Raw genomic sequence first — 21464 nt, 5'->3', positions numbered from 1 at the left:
CTCGACGACGTTGTTCAGCGTTGCCCTGAGGCGCACTAAAAGCGTGACGTCAGCGGCATTGCAACCGGGCCGGCTTTATCGGGAGAATCCGGCGCGATCACTTTGTCCTCATTTTTGTAGCTGAGCTGGTCGGAAACATGGATCGTTTCGCCGATCCTGTCCGCCGTTACGTACCGGTAGCCATCTTCCCATGGTTCGCCGAAATCGGCGGCTTTACCACTTACTGAAGCCGGGTTTACGCCGTTGCTTTGCATATCGAGCCTCTTGGCTTCTCGATCTGATCGCGTGTTGGTGACGTCTTGAAAGCTGCGGTATGACGACGCGTTGGAGAATGAGCTTGCAAGGCCGCCAAGGGAAATCACCTTTCGACATAGAGTCGATATACGATCGTTATCGCCGACCAACAGCGTCGTAGTGAGGAATGCCACCCGTCGCATCTCCAGAGATCCAGGTTGCCCTACGCTGATCGCCTAGGTTGCGACAAGGGTAAGCGGGGTCGCTATGGAACGAGCAAAACTCGATTTGTCCAAAGGCGCGAGCGCCAGTCGCTTGGATATGCGCCTGCAGGCATTCCACGCTAGGTGTCGTCACACCGCGGAGGCGGCAATAACGATCGTCTATCGACTCTATGGCGAAAGGTGATTTCACTCGACGCAGTTGCAGGGTCATTCTTCAACATCGTCATTCAAATACTAAATGCCGCCAACGAGACGCGACCAGCGTGAAAAGCAACGAGGGTCGATATGAAAGACAACAGTTTGAGGTCGGTGATGCGATCCATGTATCTGGCCAACTCAGCCGGCAAGAAAATGGCAACCTGATAGCGCCTGCTTCTCGATGAATCGGTCGGCTCGCGGAGGTTTCGATGATGGAACGACAGATGCGAGCGACCGACGCCAATGCCGTCAAGAGTACAGCGCGCTTCGGAGCAACGCTGAACACAGCCGTCCAGGAGAGGCTTTATGTCCTCGTCGTCGCCGCATTCGCCGCGGCGGGCAACGTGCGTAGGGAGGCCGGCGGCACGCCTCGGTGCGCCAGCAACCTGATCGGTGTGGCGAGACTGGCCTTTCCTGAACAGCTCGTCGAAATCACCTTCAGGGTGACGCTGCCCGGAGCCAGAGGCGAAGCCGCGGTGGTGAATTTCGAAATTAGGTAATCGCTTTGCGCAGCACTTCTTCTCGCTACGGCGCCGGCGCCCGATTGTTCCATTGGCTGACGGTCATGCTGGTTGTTGTCGCTTATGTGCTGAGCAGTGGCGATGGCTACTCGCTCTATTCCGCCTCCGCGGACGGGCTCCGGAGGATTCACGAGACGCTCGGGGTTCTTGTTTTCAGTGTCGTCGTACTGCGGTTGGTATGGAGGCTGATCGACAGCGCGCCAGCGAAGCAGCCGATGCCGCGATGGATGACCCTGATCGCGCAGCTCGTCCACTTCGTGCTTTATGTGTTCCTCATTGCGATTCCAACAACGGCCGTGCTTGGTACCTGGCTTGAGGGGATTCCCGTCACTCTTCCCGGATTCGACATCGCTCCGCAGATCACGAAAGCGCATGGTCTGGGTCATCTGATGATGGAAATACATGCCACGTTAGGTAACGCCATCCTCTGGGTTGCCGGCGTGCATACAGCCGCGGCCCTCTTCCACTACTTTTATCTGCGTGATGAAGTGTTTCAGTCGATGATTCCCGGCGCATGAATGATCAGTCCGAGTACCGCGGAGAGCCGTATTCCCTCTGAAATTGGCGATGTTTGCTTGCAAAATTCACTGAATCTCATGCGCTGCCGCTCCAACTGACAGGAGTTCGTCGCGACAGCGCACTGACACAAGTTACGGTAGATGATGTCAAAGTCCGTGCCTCCTGCAGGAAGCCGAGGTCGCCCTCAGACCGCCGTTGTTAGCTGGTGCAATTTGAGTCGCCGAATTGCCGATTACCCAATCAAGTCGAGCGACATTGAGGCTCGTTTGTTCGACGTCGCGCAAGTAGTTTGCGCAATCGTAGCGCGTGAAGATCTGCGTTGGGGTTGCCGATCCTGCCGCAAACAGCCTCGACTGCGCGGGCAGTTGGCTTGTCGTAGAATGTGCTAGCGAGCGTGGCTAAGATCCGTTCGATGCGGTGCAGGCCCGATGAACCGAGTGAACGCATTGTACTCGTCTATCGTTAGCTCCTTGAGGACGTTCGTTGCTCACTGCGTCTGAAGCGTCAGTTGGTAGGAGTGGTGAGCGGGCTGTCATTGGTGTCAAGGACGAACAGGGCGAGCAGCTTCGCCGGCTCGGTCTTGCTCGCGTTGCGGCTGATCGAGTGGAGCGAACCCGGAGATTCAGACCAGCTCTCGCCGGCTCGATAGATGCGCGTCTCGCTATCATTTACCTTCGACTCGATCGCGCCTGAGATCACATATGCATAGATAAAAGCGGATTTCGCGTGGGTGTGGGGCGGAGAGGCCGCGCCCGGTGCGTAATCGACTTCCACAGCAATCAGCGACTTGCCAGGCATATTGGGAATAGCCGCCTCGAAGTTCTTCGTGACGGTTTCCGACCCGCTATCATGGGCGCAAATAGGGCCGGTCATCGAGAAGGCGAGAGCGGCGCTGAGGACGATAATGGTTTGGATCTTCATGGGCTTTGTCCTTTTGAGCAACAAGTCGGAAAGATGATGATCCTCGATAGGAAAATCACGATAGTATCCGTTATAACGGGCGGGAAGAGGTCGTCACGAGACTGGCTATTTCAAATGTTATCTGAAACTCGTGGTGGAACGTTAGGCTCACTTGAGCGATGCTAAGCTGACGTCACCTCACGGGAAAATGTCTGACTGTTATGGTTTCCATTCCAACGCGTCCATTGTGCTGATGAGAGTCCGACGCGAGAGGAGCCCGCGTGCCGCACGCACCCGGCGAATTAGGTGTGCCACGTCAACGCCACACATGACGTCATTGGCGCCATGCAATGTCAGTTCAGGAGTGGATAGGCGGCCGTTTCCCGCAGGCTGGGACGTTGATCGATTGCCGAGGCGGCGAGTTTCTGCAGACGCGGCCACTGGCATCTGGCTCGGGGGCGCACTGCGCGAGTGACTATAACTATCGTTTATTGATTTCATGGCGACAATCAATTTTGCGTTGCCGACGTCCTTTGGTCAATCTCCGAGCTAACGTCGTATAATTCGATCCCGTGACCGACATACAATGTCGGCTTGAGAAGCTAGGCGGCTCGATAATGCGAAGCGACGACCTCATCGAATCGGCGCGCCTTCCGGAGATGGGATCAGCGAAGAGACCTGGTCACCGGATGCGGGGCCGTTCTTGAGGAAGCCGCGGGCGGTTCGAGCGCCTTGCGGTTCAAACAGTGAGGCCGATTATGATGCTGCAAAACGGCGACATCTTTCCATCTCTTACCTTCGCTCGCGTCGGGGGCGGAAAAATCAGCCTGCCTGCCGATCTTGCAGGTTGGTTTGGCGTGGTTTTATTCCATCGTGGCTCCTGGTGCCCGTACTGCAACGCTCAGCTCGCCGCTTTCGCGCGAGCGGCAGACAAATTCGTCGGTGAAGGCATCAAGGTCGTCTCGGTATCGGTAGACGACCGGGAAAAATCGGAAATGCTCGTCGAAAAGCACAAAATCGGTTTCCCCGTCGCTTACGGTGCTGACGCGCGAGCGGTTTCCGCGGTGACCGGCGCCTTCGTTAATGACGATCCCGTCTGTCTCCAGGCAACCGGCTTCGTCTTGAACCCCGAAGGCCAAGTGGTGACGGCCGTCTATTCGACCCGCGCGATCGGCCGTCTGATGCCCGACGATGTGCTCGGTTTTGTCCGCCACCTCAAATCTTTGGCAAAAAATTGAAAGCAGCAAAGCAGCGGGGATTAGCTGGGAGATCGATGGATGGCGCACGTGTCTGGATGGCGCTTGGCCGGGGACATGATTCAGGAATGTTTTGCGCGGTTGGTTAGGGTTCCGCCACGACGTCTGCAGCGGCTCACCTAGTCAGATAACGGCAACACTTTCGACGAAGTGCTGGCATTCCGGTTTCTGGAAGCTATCTGAGTTGGCGAACGCTGCTGGTAGCAGCTCCCATCAGGGCGGAAGGTCATTCCTGCAACCGAGCAAAAGGTCGCGCTATGATCTCCGCCTAAGCCGAAGATCAGCGAAACCAAGGCGAAACCGAGCGTACGCATACGACGAAGGCCGCCTGATTGACGCATGCGCGCGAGCACGGCGAGTTCTACGATGGCGTTGCGTGAAGGGTCAGGCGGCTTGCTGATTGGCGGACTTGCCGGCTTGGTGCAGGAGCTTCCATTCCCAGGGCAGCAGTTCGCGCAGACGCGAGGTGGGAAGATCAGCGATCCGGGCGAGGACGTCGGCGAGCCAAGCCTTGGGATCGACGTCGTTGAGGCGACAGGTCGTGATCATCGTCAGCATGATAGCTGCACGATCGGCGCCACGCTGGCTGCCAGCGAAGGTCCAGTTGCGCCTTCCCAAGGCAATGCCTCTCAATGCACGCTCAGCGCAATTGTTGGTCAAGCAGATCCTGCCATCGTCGAGGAAGCGGACGAAGTCGTCCCAGCGCTTAAGCATGTAGTTCATGGGCTTCAGGACCTCGGCGGAGTGCGAGAGGCTTTCTCGCTCGCGGAGCAGCCAGTCGTGCATGTCGTCGAGCAGCGGCTTGCTCCGCTCCTGGCGCACGGCACGCCGCTCGTCGGCGCTACGGCCGTTGATGGCGCGCTCGATCTCGAACAACGCATCCAGACGCCTGACCGCCTCCAGCGCGATCGGAGAGACCGGTTTGCCCTTGCCTTCCCGGGCGGCTTTCTCGATGTCAGCCAGCTCGAAGAATCCCCGCCGCGCATGGGCCAGGCAAAATGCCGGCGTGATCGGCATTGCTTTCCTTTTTGGGTCGAACAACGGCTCGAAGCCGCCATAGCAATCCGCCTGCAGAATGCCGACGAAGGCGGCCAGATGCCTCTGAGGATTTTCGCCCCGTCGATTGCCCGAGGCATAATAGACCGCCGCCGGCGGCGCAGGCCCGGCGAACGGCCGGTCATCCCGCACATACGTCCAGATCCGGCCGGTCGTGCATTTGCCCTTCGCCAGGACGCGGATGGTGGTGTCGTCGCCATGAAGGCGCTCGGCCGCGAGCACATGACGCTCGATCAGCTGGAACAGCGGCATGACGGCGAAGGTTCCGTGGCCGACCTGGTCGGCCAGCGTCGACAGCGGCAGATCGATCCTCTCGGCCTTGAAGCGCACGCTCTGGCGGTTGAGCGGGATATGCATGCCGAATTTGTCGAACAAAATCGTCGCCAGCAATTGTGGGCCGATGAAGCCGCGGGGCGTCGCATGGAACGGTGCCGGCGGCTGGCTGATCTTCTCGCAATCGCGGCAGGTGAACTTCTCGCGTACCGTCTCGATGACCTTAAAGCGACGCGGAATCTCCTCCAGCGTCTTGGTCACATCCTCGCCGACCTTCGCCAGCCGCGATCCGCCGCAGCAGGCGCAGGTCGTTGGAGCCTTGATGACGACGCGCTCACGTTCGATGTCGTCCGGCCACGGTTTGCGCACCGGCCGCTTGCGCGTGAAGGCGCTCACGCTCTGGGTTTTTGCCGCGGCAGCCTGCGCAGCCAGCTCATTCTCGGTCGCCGTGGTGGCGAGTTCTTCGAGCTCCAATTCCAACTGCTCGAGTAGCCGCGCCGTGCGCTCGGAGCGCTGCCCGTGCAGTTCGCGTTTGAGCTTCTCGATCCGTAGCTCAAGATGAGCGATCAGCACCTCGCTGTCCGACAGCTCCGCCCGCGCGTTGGCGGCATCCGCGACTGCCACATCGCGTTCAGCCTGCAACGCCTCGCGCTCGGCCAGCAGCGCAAGGTAGGCGCTTGCGAGATCCGACGGAAGATCGTCCGGCTTCGATGTCATGAAGCCATTGAATCAGATCGAGCATCAGATTCAAACCCAAAACGATTATCCGACCCGCGTCGGGCGCTGGGTTTCTTGCGGATTGCGCCAATCGATCCCGGACAGCAGGTAGCTCAACTGCGCCAGCGAGATCGTTACCGCTTCACCGGCAACCGATGGCCAGATAAACTTTCCTCTCTCGAGTTTTTTTGTGAACAAGCAGGCTCCCTGACCATCGTGCCAGATCACCTTCACAAGATCGCTGCGGCGACCACGGAAGACAAACAAATGACCGCTAAGCGGTTCTTTGTGCAGCACCTCCTGCACTTGGAGGGCCAGCGATGGAAAGCCTCTGCGCATATCCGTGTAGCCTGTAGCCAGCCACACTCGCACATTCCCTGGTACAGAAATCATCGGCGTCCAAGCACATCGAGGACCCGCGCCAACGCCTCCGGATCGACGTGCGCATCCACCCGGATGCACCGTCGGTTGCCGAGATCGATCTCTATCAATCCAGTACGCGCAGCTGCCGCCGAACGAACTCGGCCATCAACTAGGCAAAAGCTTCGGAGTTTCTTCAGCCGAGGCTGCTACGGCGGCGATCTGCACCGGCGTAAAAGATGGTGCAACTTGTTCCGATGTCCGTGCTTGGCGACGCCAGGTAAACACCAGGCTGGCCGCTACTCCGTTGCGCCGCGCAACCTCAGTTACCTTCGCGCCCGGTGCCAGCGTCTCCTCGACAATCCGTGCCTTGTCGTCCTGCGACCAACGCCGCCGCCGCTCGAGCCCGCCCAAAACCTCGACCCGCATCGCCTGATGACCTTAAAGCTAGACTTAAGGTCACACGCTTCGCGAATTACCACCCGTCACGCAAGACGGTCCTCGTCGGAGGCGTACAACCGAGCGACCACCCGACGTAGCGAGCCGCAGCATCATCTCACTTGCGGTCCCGCTACGTCTCATCAACATCGGCAGTGTTGGAGCGAACGCGCAGGCGAACGGCGCGAGAACAAAAATAGTTAGACCGGCGGCATAATAGATGCGTTTCAGACTGCACGCCTTAGATTGGTTATAGGGTAGATGTAGCACCGCAAGAGCCGCTGACCTGGGCGATGGAGCGTAAACGGAAGCGGGCCGGGACTTCCCCCGCCAGGTCCCCATCGGCGGTCGCCGCATCGTAGTCATCGCTTGGCAGCGCCGCACTATGATACGTGTGGTTCTCTTGGAGCTTCGATAGAAAAGCAGAATTAAGTATCCAAGAGCCTTGCCCAAAAAGGCGTATGCCAGGCAATTTTGCGGTCGAAACTCACGAAGCGAATGCACCGATTCTGATTCCAGACATTCCCGCGATTATCGCTGACGCTATGACGGCGCTTATAGCGATGCAGACACCCCAAAGTCGACCGGCCGTACGTTGATCGACACCGTGTGCGATCAGCACCACTCTTAATCCTGAAGCGAGGTGGCTCAGGACAAAGAAGACGCCGAGCGCGTAGTGAGGGAGCAGACGGATGTTCCAAGCGTCATGAATGAGCCCAGTCGGAGCTCCGATCGCGAAGTTCCAATCCGTGGGTATGCCGAGAAAGCTTCGTGCGTAGACGAAAACCGAATTCATGTGGCCGAGAATGAAGACCGAGAGATAGGCGCCCGAAGCGACCTGAAAGGTCCTCTGGAAGTCATGCGCCGAGGCGCTCCAGCGCCACGCCAGAAGGAGGCCGGTCCCTATCTGGAAAAGCATGGTTGCAACCAACAAGGGTTCACCTACGGCAGAGCGATAAACCACGCGTCCGATCTTCATCACTGCGGCGTGCGCATCAGGACCTATCAAGCCGAAAAGATGGTTCGCGAGATGAAACACCACATATAGGCTCAGGACTACGGCCGTTACTCCGTGGACGACCCGCCAACCTCCGACCACAGGCTCAGCTGATTCAACCGGACCTCGTGCAGACTGCGACCATTTCGCGATTGCGAGCCAGATCGCGCACCAGATGACCTCATCGGGAATAGGGCTCTTGATTAGGGCTTGCACAACGCCGAGAAACACATAGAGCGTCGGCGACACAACGCTCGCATAGGCGAGGCGTCTTGAACCGGAATCGGACGATGGTCGACAAGCCAGAGCGATCCCGAGGAACGGCACCACGAACGCAACAATCAAAACACAGGTCGCGCAGGCGATTGCGACGGGTGGCAGGCTTGCGGCTTGCGTGCCGACGATAGCATGGAAAGCATTGAGCACAAATGGATAACAAATTGCCGCCGCCGCCGGCGCTAGAGCGACATAGCCATCTCGCTTCTCGAGACGCCTACTGCGATTTTGCCCGTGAACAATTGCGCCCATCAAACCTACAAAGTCACGGCTAAGAAACCGGGTACGAGACGACTTCCGAGATAGGCGGGCCTTCGAGTATTGTCTGCGTCGCGCATCGGTGTTCCGATCAATCGTTCATTGCTGGGCGGAGTGTCTCTTTCGATCAATCACCATCTTCATTGTGCTTTTGAATGTTCGGCCGGTGTCATAGCAAGAGCGGAAATTAGCGTCAGTCGAAGCTTCCGCCGAAGGCAAGTAGTGTCCTGATAGAACGGCGGATCTTAGCACACAAGATGCCAAGTTTGCTGATGAGCCGCTAGCCGGCTAATATGTATTTGAGTTATCCATGCGCATCATGAATGGCTCACCTTTACTGTTCGTAGTGCGTGTCGCTCGCGCAGGTTACTGATGAGCGTCTCTTCTAGCTCGCGACCTAAGTCGCGGCAACGGTGTGCGTGTCGTGACGCAGTTCATTGCCCCCAACGCGGCTCAAGAGTCTCTGCTGAAACGAAGCGCCGGGCTCAGTGTGCGATGTAGTCGTGCATTCCGACTACATAATCCTGCTAATCGGAAAGCACCAATAACCGTCGTTTATCAAGTCCATGTCGAATTGTAATTTCCCTTCGCCGTGCTGCAGGGTCACTCTCTAAAGCATCTTCGTGTCGTAACTTTCAACGCTGAACCGACACGCGGAACACGATGCTATCGGAGAGTCGGCATGCAATGCAGCGGCGCAATTCAGGCTGTCGCGTCTCTTGGCGGCGCCGTCAGCCAAGTTATCTACTTCCAAGACATTGCTGCCGTTCGTGCGGTAATTGCCTTTGTGTCGATCGAACATGACCGCAAACTTCGCAAGGCCGCAAGATACCTGTCTCAGTCAATGCGGCGTTCTAGCTCGTTTGGGAGAGCCGGAAGTGAGCGCAGCTGACAGAATGGCTGTGGCGATCCAGTTCATCCGACGTCCGTTTCGTCGCTTTCGCCGATGCGTCGGCGCATCGATCTGCATGCTACTTGCGCTTGCGCTGGCGGGCTGCAACGAGAAGGCGCAATCGCAGGTGGCCGCGCCTCCGCCGTCCGTTACGGTGGCGCAACCGGTCAAACGCACCGTCACCGACTGGGACGAGTTCACCGGCCGGTTCGAAGCGATCCAGGAGGTGCAAGTCCGTGCCCGCGTCGGCGGCTTTGTCACCAGTGTCGAGTTCAAAGACGGCGACATGGTGCACGCCGGCGATCTGCTCTACATTATTGACCCGCGCCCGTTCGAGGCAGTGGCGACCCAAGCGGACGGTCAGCTTGCCGATGCGCGCGCCAAGACAGAGCTGGCCAAGCGCGAGCTTGAGCGCGGGCTCACACTCGTAAAGACCAGTGCTGTCTCCGAGCAAGTCGTCGACCAGCGTCGCGAGGCCTTGGAGGCCGCTCACGCCGCTGAGACTATCGCCGAAGGCGCGCTGAAGGCCGCCCAGCTTAATGTCGAATTCACGCATGTGGTGGCACCGATAACCGGCCGCGTCAGCCGCCATCTCGTGAGCGTCGGCAACCTCGTGCAGGGGAGCGACAATGGCGGCTCGACGCTACTTACCACGATCGTGTCAATGGACCCAGTGTACATATATTTCGACGTTGACGAGGCGACTTATCTTAAGAACAATAAACTGTGGTTCGAGGGTAAGCGGCCGAGTTCACGCGATACGCCTAATCCAGTGCAGGTGGCGCTGACCGGCGAAACCAAACCATCGCACGAAGGCCATATGGATTTCATCGACAACCGGCTCGATGTCTCCACCGGCACGCTACGCAGCCGCGCGATCATCCCAAACCACGATCTATCCATCCTGCCCGGCCAGTTCGGCCGAGTTCGGCTGATTGGCTCTTCGCCCTATGAGGCGCTTCTTTTGCCAGATAGTGCGATCGCGATCGATCAGTCACGCAAGATCGTGTTCGTAGTCAAGGATGACAACACTGTGGAAGCGCGTGCGGTCGAACTCGGTCCGTTGGATCAGGGGCTGCGCGTTGTTCGTACAGGCCTGAAGCCGGAGGATCGTGTCATCATCGACGGCCTACAGCGAGCACGCGTTGGCGCTAAGGTGAGCCCGCGCAGCGTCGAGATCAGCGGCAGTAAGTCATGAATCTCGGACGTCTTTCCGTCAATCAGCCCATTCTGGCGATGGTGCTGTCGATCGTGCTATTGATTGTGGGCGCGATCGCGTACCAGACGCTGCCCGTCTCTGAATATCCGCAGGTAGTGCCGCCTACGGTTACGGTCACCACGCAATACCCTGGCGCCTCGGCACAGACTGTGTCCGACACGGTCGCAGCTCCCATCGAGCAGGAGATCAATGGGGTCGAGGACATGCTGTACTTGTACAGCCAGGCGACCTCCAACGGCCAGCTCACGATAACCGTGACTTTCAAGCTTGGCACAGATCTCGATAAGGCCCAAGTCCTGGTGCAGAACCGCGTCGCGATCGCGCAGCCGCGGTTGCCGGAGGAGGTGCAGCGCAACGGAGTAGTCACTCGCAAGAACTCACCCGACATCCTGATGGTCGTGTTCATGCTGTCGCCCGACGATAGCTTCGACCAGCTCTACATCTCAAATTACACGTTGTTGCAGGTGCGCGACCAGCTGCTGCGACTCGACGGCATCGGCGACATCCAGATGTTTGGTGCGCGCGACTACTCGATGCGACTATGGCTCGACCCCGACAGGATTGCGAGTCTTGGCATGACATCGAGCGACGTCATTGCCGCGGCCCGCGCTCAGAACCTGCAGATCGCCGGCGGCCAGATCGCGGAGCCGCCGATTGCCGATCGTGCATTCCAGCCGAACCTGGTCTTCACGGGGCGCCTCAAGGATATCAGGCAATTCGAGGACATAGTGGTGAAGGCTGGTTCCGACGGCCGTACCGTACGGCTACGCGACGTTGCGCGGATCGAGCTTGGCGCGCTCGCCTACACTACCAACAGCTTCATACTACGAAAGTCAGCCGTTGCAATGGTGGTGACGCAGCGGCCAGGATCGAATGCGCTGGCCACCGCGAAGCATATTTCCGAGACGATGGTGAAGCTCAAGGCGAGCTTCCCAAAGGGGCTCGATTACAACATCGGCTACAATCCGACCGAATTCATCGCCCAGTCGGTTCACGAGCTGATCAAGACGATTTACGAGGCGATGGCGCTCGTGGTCATCGTGGTGCTGGCGTTCCTTCAAGGTTGGCGGCCTGCGATCATCCCAATTGTCGCAATCCCGGTGTCGCTGGTCGGCACATTTGCAGCGATGGCTGTGCTCGGCTTCGGGATCAATAACCTTACGCTGTTCGGCCTCGTACTTGCGGTCGGCATCGTGGTAGACGACGCCATCGTGGTTGTGGAGAATGTCGAGCGACATCTCGAGGCAGGTATGAGCCGGCGCGAGGCGGCTCTCAAGACGATGGAGGAGGTTGGCGGCGCGCTGGTCTCGATCGCCCTAGTGCTCTGCGCGGTGTTCGTGCCGACCGCGTTCCTCGGCGGCATTTCCGGGCGATTCTTCCAGCAATTCGCCGTCACAATCGCGGTCGCGACCGCGATCTCTTGCTTCTGTTCGCTAACGCTGTCGCCAGCACTGGCCTCCCGGATTCTTACTCCGCATGAGCAGAAACGTCCAACCGCGCGCTGGAACATCGTTGCACGTGGTTGGGATGGCTTCACCGCGCTCTTCAATTGCATCTTCGATCGCCTAGCGGATGGCTACGCGGCCGCCACCGCCTTCGTGATCCGACACACGGCGGTGATGCTGGCAATTTACCTCGCGCTGATCGGCGGTGCTGGCTGGCTGCTCTCCACCACATCTCAAGGCTTCATCCCGGCGCAGGATCGTGGTTACCTGATCATATCGGTGCAATTGCCGGGCGCCGCGTCGCTGGTGCGGACCACCGCGGTGGTGCGGGAAATCGAGCGAATTGCGCTGGATACGCCAGGGGTCATCCGTGTCGCGGCGTTTGCTGGCTTCTCCGGCGCGACCCGCACGCAGGCGGGCAACGCCGCGGCACTGTTTCCCGTCTTCGACGACCCCGAGGCGCGAGTTAGGAAGGGCCTGACTGCCAGCGTGATCACTGCGGATCTGCGAAAGCGGTTGTCCGCGATCCAGGGCGCCTTCATCATCGTCATCCCACCGCCTGCGGTGCCAGGCATCGGCACCGGCGGCGGCTTCGCCATCCGCATCCAGGATCGACAGGGGCGCGGTCCCGAGTTGCTCGGAGCTGCCACGGACGAACTCGTGGCCGCCGCGCGGAAGTCGCCAAACCTAACGTCGGTGTTCTCGCCGTTCACGGCGAATACGCCGCAGCTATTCGTCGACATCGATCGCGTGAGGGCGCAGAAGCTCAGTGTTCCCGTCGCCAGCATTAACGATACGATCCAAACCTACTTCGGTTCGACCTATGTCAACGATTTCAACCTGTTTGGGCGCACCTATCATGTCACCGCGCAGGCCGATCTGCCATTCCGAAGAGAGGCCTCTGATTTGGCGCGGCTGCGTACCCGCAACGCGGCCGGTGACATGGTTATGCTGGGGAGCGTAGTAGAGTTCAAGGATATCTCCGGGCCCGATCGTGTCGCGCGCTACAATCTCTACTCAGCATCCGAGCTGCAGGGCGAGCCGGCGCCAGGCGTGAGCTCGAAGACCGCGCTCAACACCATCAAGCTATTGGCCGACAAAACATTACCGAGCGGTTTTTCTTTCGAATGGACCGATCTGTCCTATCAACAGGTGACGGGTGGCAATGCCGGGCTCTATGTGTTCCCGATCTGTGTGCTGTTCGTCTATCTGGTGCTGGCGGCGCAGTACGGCAGTTGGACGCTACCACTCGCGGTGATCCTGATCGTGCCGATGTGCCTCTTCGCGGCCACCATCGGCGTGCGCATCATGGGCGAGGACATTAACATCCTGACCCAGATCGGCTTCGTGGTGCTGGTGGGACTTGCGGCCAAAAACGCGATCCTGATCGTCGAGTTCGCGCGGGACATCGAGCTTGAGGGTAAACCGCGCCTGGAGGCGGTGATCGAGGCTTGCCGGTTGCGACTGCGGCCGATCCTGATGACCTCGTTCGCCTTCATCCTCGGCGTGCTGCCGCTCGTCGTCTCCACCGGACCCGGATCGGAGATGCGCCAGGCCGTCGGCGTCGCCGTGTTCTTCGGTATGCTCGGAGTTACGCTGTTCGGCATAATCTTCACGCCGATCTTCTACATGGTCGTGCGCAACCTCGCGGAAGGAGCGGATGAGGGCAAGCCGACCCACGCGATGGCCGCCGCGGCGGAGTGAGTTGCGGTTACGCCGAGATGAAGCCAGAACGGCCGCCGCCGAAGAGGCAAATTACCGAGGAGAGAATTCCCATGAAGGCGATCATTGTGACGGACCGGGCTGCGGGAACGGCCGGTATGAAGCTGGTGGAGCAGCCCGAGCCACAGGCAGCGATAAACGACGTCGTCGTTCAGGTTCGTGCGTCGGGTTTCACGTGGGATGAGCTGACGTGGCCACCGACCTGGACCGATCGCTTCGATCATGACCGAACACCGTCGATCCCTGGGCACGAGTTGGCCGGAGTGGTCACCGCGCTCGGCTATGGCACGACGGGGCCGTCGGTGGGACAGCGGGTTTTCGGCCTCACGGACTGGTATCGCGACGGAACACTGGCTGAGTATGTCGCGGTCGAGGCGCGCAACCTCGCGGCGCTCAGGCGGGGCAGAGCGTCCTGGCGCACGGTGCGGCTGGCGTAGTCGGTTCGATGGTGAGCCAGCTCGCGCGAGAGGCCGGCGCCTATGTCATCGGCACCGGACGCGCTGCCGACCGTCAGAAGGCGCTCGACTTCGGCGCTCAGGAGTTCGTCGACCTCGAGAACGATGTTTTGGAAGACGTCGGCCAAATCGATCTGGTTTTCGATGTCTTCGGCGGCGACATCGGAAAGCGGTCGGTGCGGCTGGTTCGAGCCGGAGGAACCCTTGTTTCAATCGTCGGGCCAAGCGAGGAACGGCCCGCCAACGGCTTGGCAGTCGATTTCGTCGTCGAGTCCGATCGTGCCCAACTGCGTGAGATCGTCCAGCGGGTACGGGACGGGCGACTGCGGACGAACGTTGGCAACATCGCGACCCTCGACGATGCCGTCGCTTCTTTCAACCGGACCGAGCGACGCAAGGGGAAGACTATCATCCGCGTTCGTCCGTAGGGACCCGTGCCCCTTGATGCATGCAGTCGGCCGGCGCGGTCCGGGTCGACCGCCTGCGTCTTATCAGCCCTAGCCACCACGAGGCATCCATGGTTTTCACGTTAAAGATCAACGGCACACCCCATGAGGTCGATGTCGACGGCGACACCCCGCTGCTGTGGTGCTCCGCGATGTGCTCTGTATGACCGGGACCAAGTTCGGCTGCGGCCAGGCGCTGTGCGGCGCCTGCACCGTGCATGTCGACGGCCAGCCGGTCCGCTCCTGCCAAACACTGGTCGACAGCATTGGCGATAGCGCGGCCACCACGATCGAGGCGATCGGCCAGGCGCCGCAGGGTGCAGCCTTACAGAAGGCATGGCTGGAGCTGGAGGTGGCGCAGTGCGGCTACTGTCAGTCCGCCCAGATCATGTCGGCGGCTGCGCGGCTCAGGCCGCTTGTTCCGGATTTTTCTTTCCACGTTCGCTCATCAGACACGGGATCAGGCAATTCGGATGCCTGCGCAGACGAGGCGGCAGTAAAAAGATGCTTAGACGTTCAACTGAGCCGTGCCCTGCCAAGGTCTCGCCCAACGATCCGCTACTTCAACGTCGCAAGATAGGCATCGAGGTCAGCCCGGTCCGTCGGGTTCTTCAGCCCTGCGTAGGGCATCTTGTTTCCGGGAACTACCTTCTGGGGCGATTCCAAATACGCATCGAGGATCTTCGTATCCCAGACAATATCGGACTTCTTCATCGCGTCACTGTAGGGGAACCCGGGAGCCGTACCCGCCTTTCTGCCGACGATTCCTCCCAGGCCAGGCCCCACACGATTGGCCTGATCCGTAGCGTGGCACGTTGCGCAAGCTTGGAAGATGGTCTTTCCGTGCGCGGCGTCCTGCGCGTGGCCTGGATTGGCGGCGGCTCCCGCAAACAAGAGCGCCGCGAGAATCGCACGAAGTGTTCCTGCGCTGTTCATTACGAACATCCTTTTTTATCGGGATCAGAGGTGGCGCGGCTGCGCGAAATCGTTGAGATCGTCTCCAAGTCGAGGCGGGTGGCGCCGAGCAGACCAGATCCGCGCGGCTACAGCCGGGCCCTACATTGGTACTTTCATCGCGCATCCTTCGCTGGCCGCGCGCGTCACGGCGAATCGCGCGATAGTTTCAGTCCTTAACGGGACGGCCGCGTGCGCTCGACCGCCCGCCACACCGAAATATCGGATACAGGGGACAAAATGAGAAATTCCTTTTGGACATGCATTCGATAGGCGTGAGATATCGTCCAAGAGGCCTGTGGGCGTGGCGTAGGACGACACAAAAAGGGCAATTCGTGATCACTCTTTCCCGTTGGGTTGCTTCGAAACGTCATGCGCGAGCACTCCTTCCAGCTCGAGCCTGGATCCGGCTCCAGCGCTTCGCGGGGAAACAGGTAGGGAAGCACCAAATCGGCCCGGATTGACTTCGGCGTGACGATCGCGACCGAAACGACGAGATCGCGACAAGTGCGCGGCTTGAACCGCGGTAATACTCACCTGCGCGCGGCTTTTGATCTGGAACGTGCCCATCCCCCGCCTTACGATTCGTCGCATACGAGTTGCTAGGGGGGCGAGCAGTCCGCGGTCACATCACGACCTGCGGGTCCGACACCCGTGCCTACGATCGGTCCGTGACGAAGCCAGCTGTTGCTGACGCGCGTCGGCGTGCGTTCACGCGAATTCATAAAGTTCCCAAGTCGTTGAGACGCTCAGCGGGCTCATTCATGTTACAGCTGAATATATCTAATTCGGCTGTCACCACTACTGGGTCAGCCGCAAGTGGCTATTTGTCCTGCGTGTTTAGTCGGAGGCAACGAAGACCGAACCAATCAAAATCCCAGATCAAGTTAAGGCTCGGAAGGACCCTTCGCTCGGTTGCGAGATTGGCTGCTTGCGAGATGCCTCCTCTCGCCGCCCGCGCTGAGCTCATGAACCTGAGTAACATAGAGGCGTTTTGGACGTGGCAGGTGAGCCATTCTGGCGTATATCGCGACAAGACCTCGACAAGTTGATGACCACATTGGACGTCACCTTCGTCAGACTATCGCAATGCGTGCTTGCGACGGGGGCTCACCTGGCCGTCGCCTGCGCGGATGCCACCACCATCCACTACTGTCTTCGAGGCGTCGGGTTCATTCTCCTGGAGGGTGAAACGCCCATCCGCCTGACGCCGCATACACTGGTGATAGTCCCGCCTGGACGAGCAATGACAATTGTCGCCACGGAGCGCCCGACCGCACTACGGAAGGTCGGCAAGGGCGGCGACTGCCTCTTCGTGCCCGGCTCGACGTACCGGCACACCATCGGCGATGGCGAGCCGACACTGGTGCTTGCGTGCGGCATGTTTCGAGCCACCTACGGCCCAGCATTGGACTTGTTCGCATCCCTTGCAACGCCCATTGTCGAGACGTTCGACGTACATGACCAACTCGACCAAGTGATAGCCTGCGCAATAGCCGAGCTCGCGGCCCAGGACGTCGGTGTGGGGCCAATGTCGGCGGCGCTGCTGAAGCTCGTGTTGCTCGCGTTGCTTCGACGTTGCCTAGTCTCGACGAAAGCGTGGGTCGAGCGCTTCGCGATCTTAAGCGACCCGCCGATCGCACGAGCTTTCGCCGAGATGGCCTCGCGACCCTCCTTTCCGCACACCGTACAAAGTCTATCCCAGGCCGTCGGTCTCAGCCGCTCAGCTTTCATGGCGCGCTTCTCAACTGCCTTCGGTGAGGCGCCCATGTCTCTCCTGCGCCGCCTTAGGATGCGCCTCGCTGCTGACCTGCTCTCAGCCAACGCGCTATCGATCGACCAGGTCGCCCTAAACGTCGGCTACCAGAGCCGGAGCAGCTTTACGCGCAGTTTTCGTCGGTACTACGGCAGCGACCCTTCAGAATACCGCTCCAAAGCGCAGAGCGCACGGTCCTCAAGGGCTGCTCCAACTGAGGATGCGATCGAGCAATCCGATGCCGCGTGAGAATTTCGTCCGCAAGAGCGTTGGCGCCGCCGCCGGCGAGCTCATTGCGGCCTTGTGATGACACCCGAGCTCGATCAACTCAGTGCCCTCTCGGGTCGGGGCGCGAGCTAAGCGTCGACGTTTCAGGCGGCGCGCTGCTCGTGGAGCTGGCTCCGGCATCTCGTAGAACGAATTCTGCGGAATCCCGACCTTCAACGAGTTGACGCCACGGCTGCATCGCGCATCCAGTCGAGGCTCGGTGCGGATTCAGGCGAGCGTCTTAGCTCGTTTGCACCGCGTAAGCCCTCGGGCCATGAGATCGATGCGCTGGAAGCCGCTCGCCCTCTGCGTGCTCGCCGGCGCGGGCGCGCTCGCCATCTCCGGGAGCCTTTCGTGCGGCATTTCCTTCTGGGGGGCTTCGATCGACCAGTCTCGAAACCGCGCGACTTTGATAAAAGCGTCCAGCGCCGGCGAGTAGCGGCGCCCCTGCACGGCCAGCAGCCGCACCTCCCGCGAAATCGGGTCGCCTTCGAGCGGAATAGTCTTGAGCGTCGGAAGGCATGGCATGTGCTCGGGCGCGAGTACCACGCCGAAGCCAGCGGCGGCCAGGTACTGGAGGTGCAAGTCGTGACCGCTGCAGTGGCCCAGATGCGGCGGTTCCTTGGGGAAATACGACCGTTGAATCTTTGGGGCGACGTCGCATCCGACGCGCTCCAGCAAGACGGTCTCGCGGAGGTCGTCAATTCCGATCGAGGGGCGATTTGCGAGCTGGTGTGTCGGCGCCAGAACCGCGACGTAGCGCTCTTCGAAGAGCAACCAGTCGTCGATGCGGGCGGGTATGTCCTGCACGTCCCCGACGATTGCGGCGCTGATCTCCCCCTCAAGCAGCAGGTCGATGAGCTTCTCCGCCGTGCCCTCGCGCAGCTCGACATTAAGTCCTGCGACGAACTTTGCAATCTCAGTGATCAGATCGACAATGAGCGAAGCCGAAATAGAGGGGGCGAGGCCGATCTTGAGTGGCGCGATCTCCTTGCGTTGAAATTCTTTAGCTCTGCGACGTGCCGTTTCTGCCGAGGCCAGTGTGCGCGCCAGCATCGGAAGAACCTCCTTCCCGAGGTCGGTGAGCTGCGTCAGCTGGCGCTCACGATAAATTAACGGGCCCCCAAGTGCCTGCTCCAGCTTCTGGATCCCCTTTGTCAAAGCGGGCTGTGTTACATTGCACTGCTCGGCCGCGCGGGTGAAGTTAAGCGTGGACGCGACCGCGAGGAAATAGCGAACTTGATGAAGCTCCATGGGTCTCCGATAACTTGCTCCTGTCTATGCACTTGACGCCGTGACGGGGGGCCGCCGAAATGACGGCATATGGATGCCACTTGCATGCACACGTTGGAACGGCTCAGTCTATTGGTTTGGACGCACGGACACGCTTTCTGGAGGCTCTGAGAGCTGGGCTAGTGCGCAGCGAGGTGGGCGGAGCTCCCTGACGAGGAAATCGGCAAACCCCTCACGAAAAGCGCATTCAGTTCTATCGAGCCGAAATCCCATTCAGGCAGCACCCGCACGAGCTGCCCAGTCTCCAGCTCTGCCCGCACGCTGATTTCGCCCGACGCGGCAATCCCTAGCCCGGCGACGGCGCTTGCTGTGGCTCCTTCGCTGGTGGTGATCGCGAGCTGACTCTCAACGCGCTCGGAGGTGATACGGCCGTCTTTTGCGTAAGGAGAAGGTCGGCGATGAGTGCGCCGGACTGACGATCACCGAGTGGTGCGCGAGGTCCGAGAGCGTGTCGGGCGCGCCGTGCTCTCGTAGGTAGTCCGGAGGGGCCACAGTACCCTCGGAAGCTGTATGATTGACCCTTCTTCATTTTAGCAAGAATGAGGGATTTGCCCGCCATACTCACCACGGCGACCGCAGCTCAAGGGCGAAAATCCGCGTCACGAATCTGATCCGAAAGTTCCGTCGAGCCGATCCTCATCGACGAGTGCGCCCTCTTCCCGCGGCAAGGCGAGCCTCAGTCCTCCCAGCGACGGTCGGCCGGCAACTCCAAGACGAAATATAGTTTTCTTTCAACCGGCCTCATCGAAAATATAGAACCTAGCATCGCCCGCTCATCGTGTACGGGCCGAAAATCGGTTTCTCGTGAAGGTGCGAGCCTGATTGCGAAGCAAATCCCGCAGGGATTGTGGCGTCCGCCGGTTCGAAGCGGACGAACTCTACGATTTGTTCGAGTGCATTAAACCTTCGGATCGTCGTCCCACGCCCTTTTGGGTGCCCGAGCTCAACCGGCGCTCAATTGAGCCGCTCGTGACAATCGCCTTAACTTGGCGCAACGGAGATCAAAGAAAGACCTGGATGCGTTATCGCCCGGCCGAAATGTAAGTCCCTCGCAACACCTGCCATTCCGGAGCCTGATCATGAGAAGAATCACTGTTCTCGTCGCCTCGGCTCTGATCATTGCATCTACTAATGCCGGGCCTGCCGCAGAGTCCAACTTAAACAAGGATGTTATCGCCGCTCGCGCGGCCTTGGCGACGGTGCACAGCAAACCCGCCAACGCGGCCGACAAAGACGAGGCTTGCCGCGTCTACCTCGCCTCATTCTATCAGTCCGCGATGCTGCGGCAAGCCGCTGCTGGCGGCGTCGACGGCGCGAGGGTGTTAACTGCGCTCGATTCCGTGATCAATATTTTCAACGATCTGTTGGCGCCGAAATGCGGCGGTTGACCCTCACTGTTCTCTGACAATGACCAATGGGCGCGGGGCCGCAGATGATCGTATTCCCGTTTACAACCACCTGGATATGGTTTGAGACCGCCATGGCAATTCACTCAATCTCCAACACTACACTCCACAATTTGGTCGCAGGTCCCACGATCTTTATCTGCGACGAGTGCGTCGAGCTCTGCAGGGACGTCATCCGCGAGGAGAACAAGTCCTCGCTGGTCAAGTCGCGCGACGGCATTCCGACGCCGAAGGAAATCTGCAAGGTGCTGGACGATTACGTCATCGGCCAGAGCCATGCGAAGAAGGTCCTGTCGGTCGCGGTGCACAACCACTACAAGCGCCTCAACCACCAGACCAAGCACAACGACGTCGAGCTCGCGAAGTCGAACATCCTGCTGATCGGTCCGACCGGCTCGGGCAAGACGCTGCTCGCGCAGACGCTCGCCCGCATCCTGGACGTGCCGTTCACGATGGCGGATGCGACCACGCTGACCGAAGCCGGCTATGTCGGCGAGGACGTCGAGAACATCATCCTGAAGCTGCTGCAGGCCGCCGACTACAATGTCGAGCGCGCCCAGCGCGGCATCGTCTATATCGACGAAATCGACAAGATCAGCCGCAAGTCCGACAATCCCTCGATCACGCGCGACGTGTCGGGTGAGGGCGTCCAGCAGGCGCTGCTGAAGATCATGGAAGGCACGGTGGCTTCGGTCCCGCCGCAGGGCGGCCGCAAGCATCCCCAGCAGGAATTCCTGCAGGTGGATACCACCAACATCCTGTTCATCGGCGGCGGTGCGTTCGCCGGCCTCGAGAAGATCATCTCGGCGCGTGGCCGGTCCACCTCGATCGGTTTCGCCGCCCAGGTGATGGCGCCGGAAGACCGCCGGACCGGCGAGATCTTCCGTCACGTCGAGCCAGAGGATCTCTTGAAGTACGGCCTCATCCCCGAATTCGTCGGTCGTTTGCCAGTCGTGGCGACGCTCGAGGATCTGGACGAGACCTCGCTGAAGAAGATCCTGACCGAGCCGAAGAACGCGCTGGTGAAACAGTACCAGCGCTTGTTCGAGATGGAGAACATCGAGCTGACCTTCGCCGACGAGGCGCTTGGCGCGGTCGCCCGCAAGGCGACCGAGTGCAAGACCGGCGCGCGCGGATTGCGCTCGATCCTCGAGGCGATCCTGCTCGAGACCATGTTCGACCTGCCGGGCCTGGAAGGCGTGGAAGAGGTGGTGATCTCCCGCGAGGTCGTGGAAGGCACGGCGCGTCCGCTCTACATCTATGCCGATCGCTCGGGGCGCACGGTGGGAAGCCGCTCTATAGCGTACTAACTCGACCGGGCCGAACGACTGACGCCTACAACATCCGATCCGTTACTTGTTCTTACCCCCTCGTTTGCTAAC

At 59.9% G+C, this 21464-nt stretch carries 16 protein-coding genes and 2 pseudogenes; 10 read left to right on the top strand and 8 right to left on the bottom strand.

The window, feature by feature from the left end:
• Positions 1–35 precede the first annotated feature (35 nt).
• Positions 36–428: a hypothetical protein gene (locus tag MTR72_RS05570; protein WP_341510168.1), complete on the bottom strand. Its 393-nt coding sequence runs from the start codon at positions 426–428 to the stop codon at positions 36–38.
• 452 nt (positions 429–880) lie between these two features.
• Here MTR72_RS05570 and MTR72_RS05565 point away from each other — a divergent pair, with 452 nt between their 5' ends.
• Positions 881–1156: a hypothetical protein gene (locus tag MTR72_RS05565; RefSeq protein WP_341510167.1), complete on the top strand. Its 276-nt coding sequence runs from the start codon at positions 881–883 to the stop codon at positions 1154–1156.
• A 65-nt stretch (positions 1157–1221) separates the two neighbouring features.
• Positions 1222–1695 (top strand): cytochrome b, encoded by a 474-nt coding sequence (locus MTR72_RS05560; RefSeq protein ID WP_445819552.1) that lies wholly within the window; start codon positions 1222–1224, stop codon positions 1693–1695.
• Positions 1696–2200: 505 nt separating this feature from the next.
• Here MTR72_RS05560 and MTR72_RS05555 read toward each other — a convergent pair.
• Positions 2201–2617 carry a cupin domain-containing protein gene (locus tag MTR72_RS05555; protein WP_341510165.1) on the bottom strand — a complete coding sequence of 139 codons (417 nt, stop codon included), beginning with the start codon at positions 2615–2617 and terminating at the stop codon, positions 2201–2203.
• Positions 2618–3354: 737 nt separating this feature from the next.
• On the opposite strand from MTR72_RS05555, the gene MTR72_RS05550 reads away from it, so the two are divergent.
• Positions 3355–3834, top strand: coding sequence for a redoxin domain-containing protein (locus MTR72_RS05550; RefSeq protein ID WP_245473586.1), 480 nt, complete (start codon positions 3355–3357; stop codon positions 3832–3834).
• A 402-nt stretch (positions 3835–4236) separates the two neighbouring features.
• On the opposite strand, the gene tnpC is transcribed toward MTR72_RS05550, so the two are convergent.
• From tnpC to MTR72_RS05535, 4 genes are all read right to left on the bottom strand, one after another.
• Positions 4237–5898 (bottom strand): IS66 family transposase, encoded by a 1662-nt coding sequence (gene tnpC / locus MTR72_RS05545; protein WP_341510164.1) that lies wholly within the window; start codon positions 5896–5898, stop codon positions 4237–4239.
• A 45-nt stretch (positions 5899–5943) separates the two neighbouring features.
• On the bottom strand, positions 5944–6264 hold the full coding sequence (tnpB, locus tag MTR72_RS05540; protein ID WP_425304745.1) for an IS66 family insertion sequence element accessory protein TnpB: 321 nt from the start codon (positions 6262–6264) through the stop codon (positions 5944–5946).
• 162 nt (positions 6265–6426) lie between these two features.
• Positions 6427–6687: an IS66-like element accessory protein TnpA gene (gene tnpA, locus MTR72_RS40295; protein ID WP_445819551.1), complete on the bottom strand. Its 261-nt coding sequence runs from the start codon at positions 6685–6687 to the stop codon at positions 6427–6429.
• Positions 6688–7183: 496 nt separating this feature from the next.
• Positions 7184–8221: a hypothetical protein gene (locus tag MTR72_RS05535; RefSeq protein ID WP_341510163.1), complete on the bottom strand. Its 1038-nt coding sequence runs from the start codon at positions 8219–8221 to the stop codon at positions 7184–7186.
• Between the two features lie 902 nt (positions 8222–9123).
• Between MTR72_RS05535 and MTR72_RS05530 the strand changes: the two genes are divergently transcribed.
• From MTR72_RS05530 to MTR72_RS05515, 4 genes and pseudogenes are all read left to right on the top strand, one after another.
• Positions 9124–10317, top strand: a complete 1194-nt coding sequence (locus MTR72_RS05530) for an efflux RND transporter periplasmic adaptor subunit (RefSeq protein WP_445819558.1) — start codon at positions 9124–9126, stop codon at positions 10315–10317.
• Positions 10314–13487: an efflux RND transporter permease subunit gene (locus tag MTR72_RS05525; RefSeq protein WP_341510162.1), complete on the top strand. Its 3174-nt coding sequence runs from the start codon at positions 10314–10316 to the stop codon at positions 13485–13487. Before MTR72_RS05530 ends, MTR72_RS05525 begins: the two co-directional genes overlap by 4 nt.
• A 71-nt stretch (positions 13488–13558) precedes the next feature.
• Positions 13559–14388, top strand: a pseudogene (locus MTR72_RS05520) (NADP-dependent oxidoreductase).
• 89 nt (positions 14389–14477) lie between these two features.
• Positions 14478–14986: pseudogene (locus MTR72_RS05515) on the top strand ((2Fe-2S)-binding protein).
• Here the strand turns inward: MTR72_RS05515 and MTR72_RS05510 are convergent.
• Positions 14965–15342 (bottom strand): c-type cytochrome, encoded by a 378-nt coding sequence (locus MTR72_RS05510; RefSeq protein WP_128935382.1) that lies wholly within the window; start codon positions 15340–15342, stop codon positions 14965–14967. The pseudogene MTR72_RS05515 and the gene MTR72_RS05510 sit on opposite strands and share 22 nt — an antisense overlap.
• 1018 nt (positions 15343–16360) lie before the next feature.
• Between MTR72_RS05510 and MTR72_RS05505 the strand changes: the two genes are divergently transcribed.
• Positions 16361–17365, top strand: coding sequence for an AraC family transcriptional regulator (locus MTR72_RS05505; RefSeq protein WP_341510161.1), 1005 nt, complete (start codon positions 16361–16363; stop codon positions 17363–17365).
• Positions 17366–17611: 246 nt separating this feature from the next.
• Here the strand turns inward: MTR72_RS05505 and MTR72_RS05500 are convergent, their stop codons facing one another.
• Positions 17612–18637, bottom strand: coding sequence for a LysR family transcriptional regulator (locus MTR72_RS05500; protein ID WP_128935380.1), 1026 nt, complete (start codon positions 18635–18637; stop codon positions 17612–17614).
• A gap of 1118 nt (positions 18638–19755) precedes the next feature.
• Here MTR72_RS05500 and MTR72_RS05495 point away from each other — a divergent pair.
• On the top strand, positions 19756–20064 hold the full coding sequence (locus tag MTR72_RS05495; protein ID WP_128935379.1) for a hypothetical protein: 309 nt from the start codon (positions 19756–19758) through the stop codon (positions 20062–20064).
• A 92-nt stretch (positions 20065–20156) separates the two neighbouring features.
• Positions 20157–21392 carry an ATP-dependent Clp protease ATP-binding subunit ClpX gene (gene clpX / locus MTR72_RS05490; RefSeq protein WP_341510160.1) on the top strand — a complete coding sequence of 412 codons (1236 nt, stop codon included), beginning with the start codon at positions 20157–20159 and terminating at the stop codon, positions 21390–21392.
• Positions 21393–21464 lie beyond the last annotated feature (72 nt).

The organism is Bradyrhizobium sp. ISRA442 (assembly GCF_038085055.1).
GTDB lineage: Bacteria > Pseudomonadota > Alphaproteobacteria > Rhizobiales > Xanthobacteraceae > Bradyrhizobium.
This window is presented reverse-complemented; position numbering and strand designations above follow the sequence as displayed.

Coding starts and splice junctions, on each gene's coding strand:
- MTR72_RS05565 (WP_341510167.1), top strand. CDS start 881: ATGCGAGCGACCGACGCCAATGCCGTCAAGAGTACAGCGCGCTTCGGA.
- MTR72_RS05560 (WP_445819552.1), top strand. CDS start 1,222: ATGCTGGTTGTTGTCGCTTATGTGCTGAGCAGTGGCGATGGCTACTCG.
- MTR72_RS05555 (WP_341510165.1), bottom strand. CDS start 2,617: ATGAAGATCCAAACCATTATCGTCCTCAGCGCCGCTCTCGCCTTCTCG.
- MTR72_RS05550 (WP_245473586.1), top strand. CDS start 3,355: ATGATGCTGCAAAACGGCGACATCTTTCCATCTCTTACCTTCGCTCGC.
- tnpC (WP_341510164.1), bottom strand. CDS start 5,898: ATGACATCGAAGCCGGACGATCTTCCGTCGGATCTCGCAAGCGCCTAC.
- tnpA (WP_445819551.1), bottom strand. CDS start 6,687: ATGCGGGTCGAGGTTTTGGGCGGGCTCGAGCGGCGGCGGCGTTGGTCG.
- MTR72_RS05535 (WP_341510163.1), bottom strand. CDS start 8,221: ATGGGCGCAATTGTTCACGGGCAAAATCGCAGTAGGCGTCTCGAGAAG.
- MTR72_RS05530 (WP_445819558.1), top strand. CDS start 9,124: ATGGCTGTGGCGATCCAGTTCATCCGACGTCCGTTTCGTCGCTTTCGC.
- MTR72_RS05525 (WP_341510162.1), top strand. CDS start 10,314: ATGAATCTCGGACGTCTTTCCGTCAATCAGCCCATTCTGGCGATGGTG.
- MTR72_RS05510 (WP_128935382.1), bottom strand. CDS start 15,342: ATGAACAGCGCAGGAACACTTCGTGCGATTCTCGCGGCGCTCTTGTTT.
- MTR72_RS05500 (WP_128935380.1), bottom strand. CDS start 18,637: ATGGAGCTTCATCAAGTTCGCTATTTCCTCGCGGTCGCGTCCACGCTT.
- MTR72_RS05495 (WP_128935379.1), top strand. CDS start 19,756: ATGAGAAGAATCACTGTTCTCGTCGCCTCGGCTCTGATCATTGCATCT.
- clpX (WP_341510160.1), top strand. CDS start 20,157: ATGGCAATTCACTCAATCTCCAACACTACACTCCACAATTTGGTCGCA.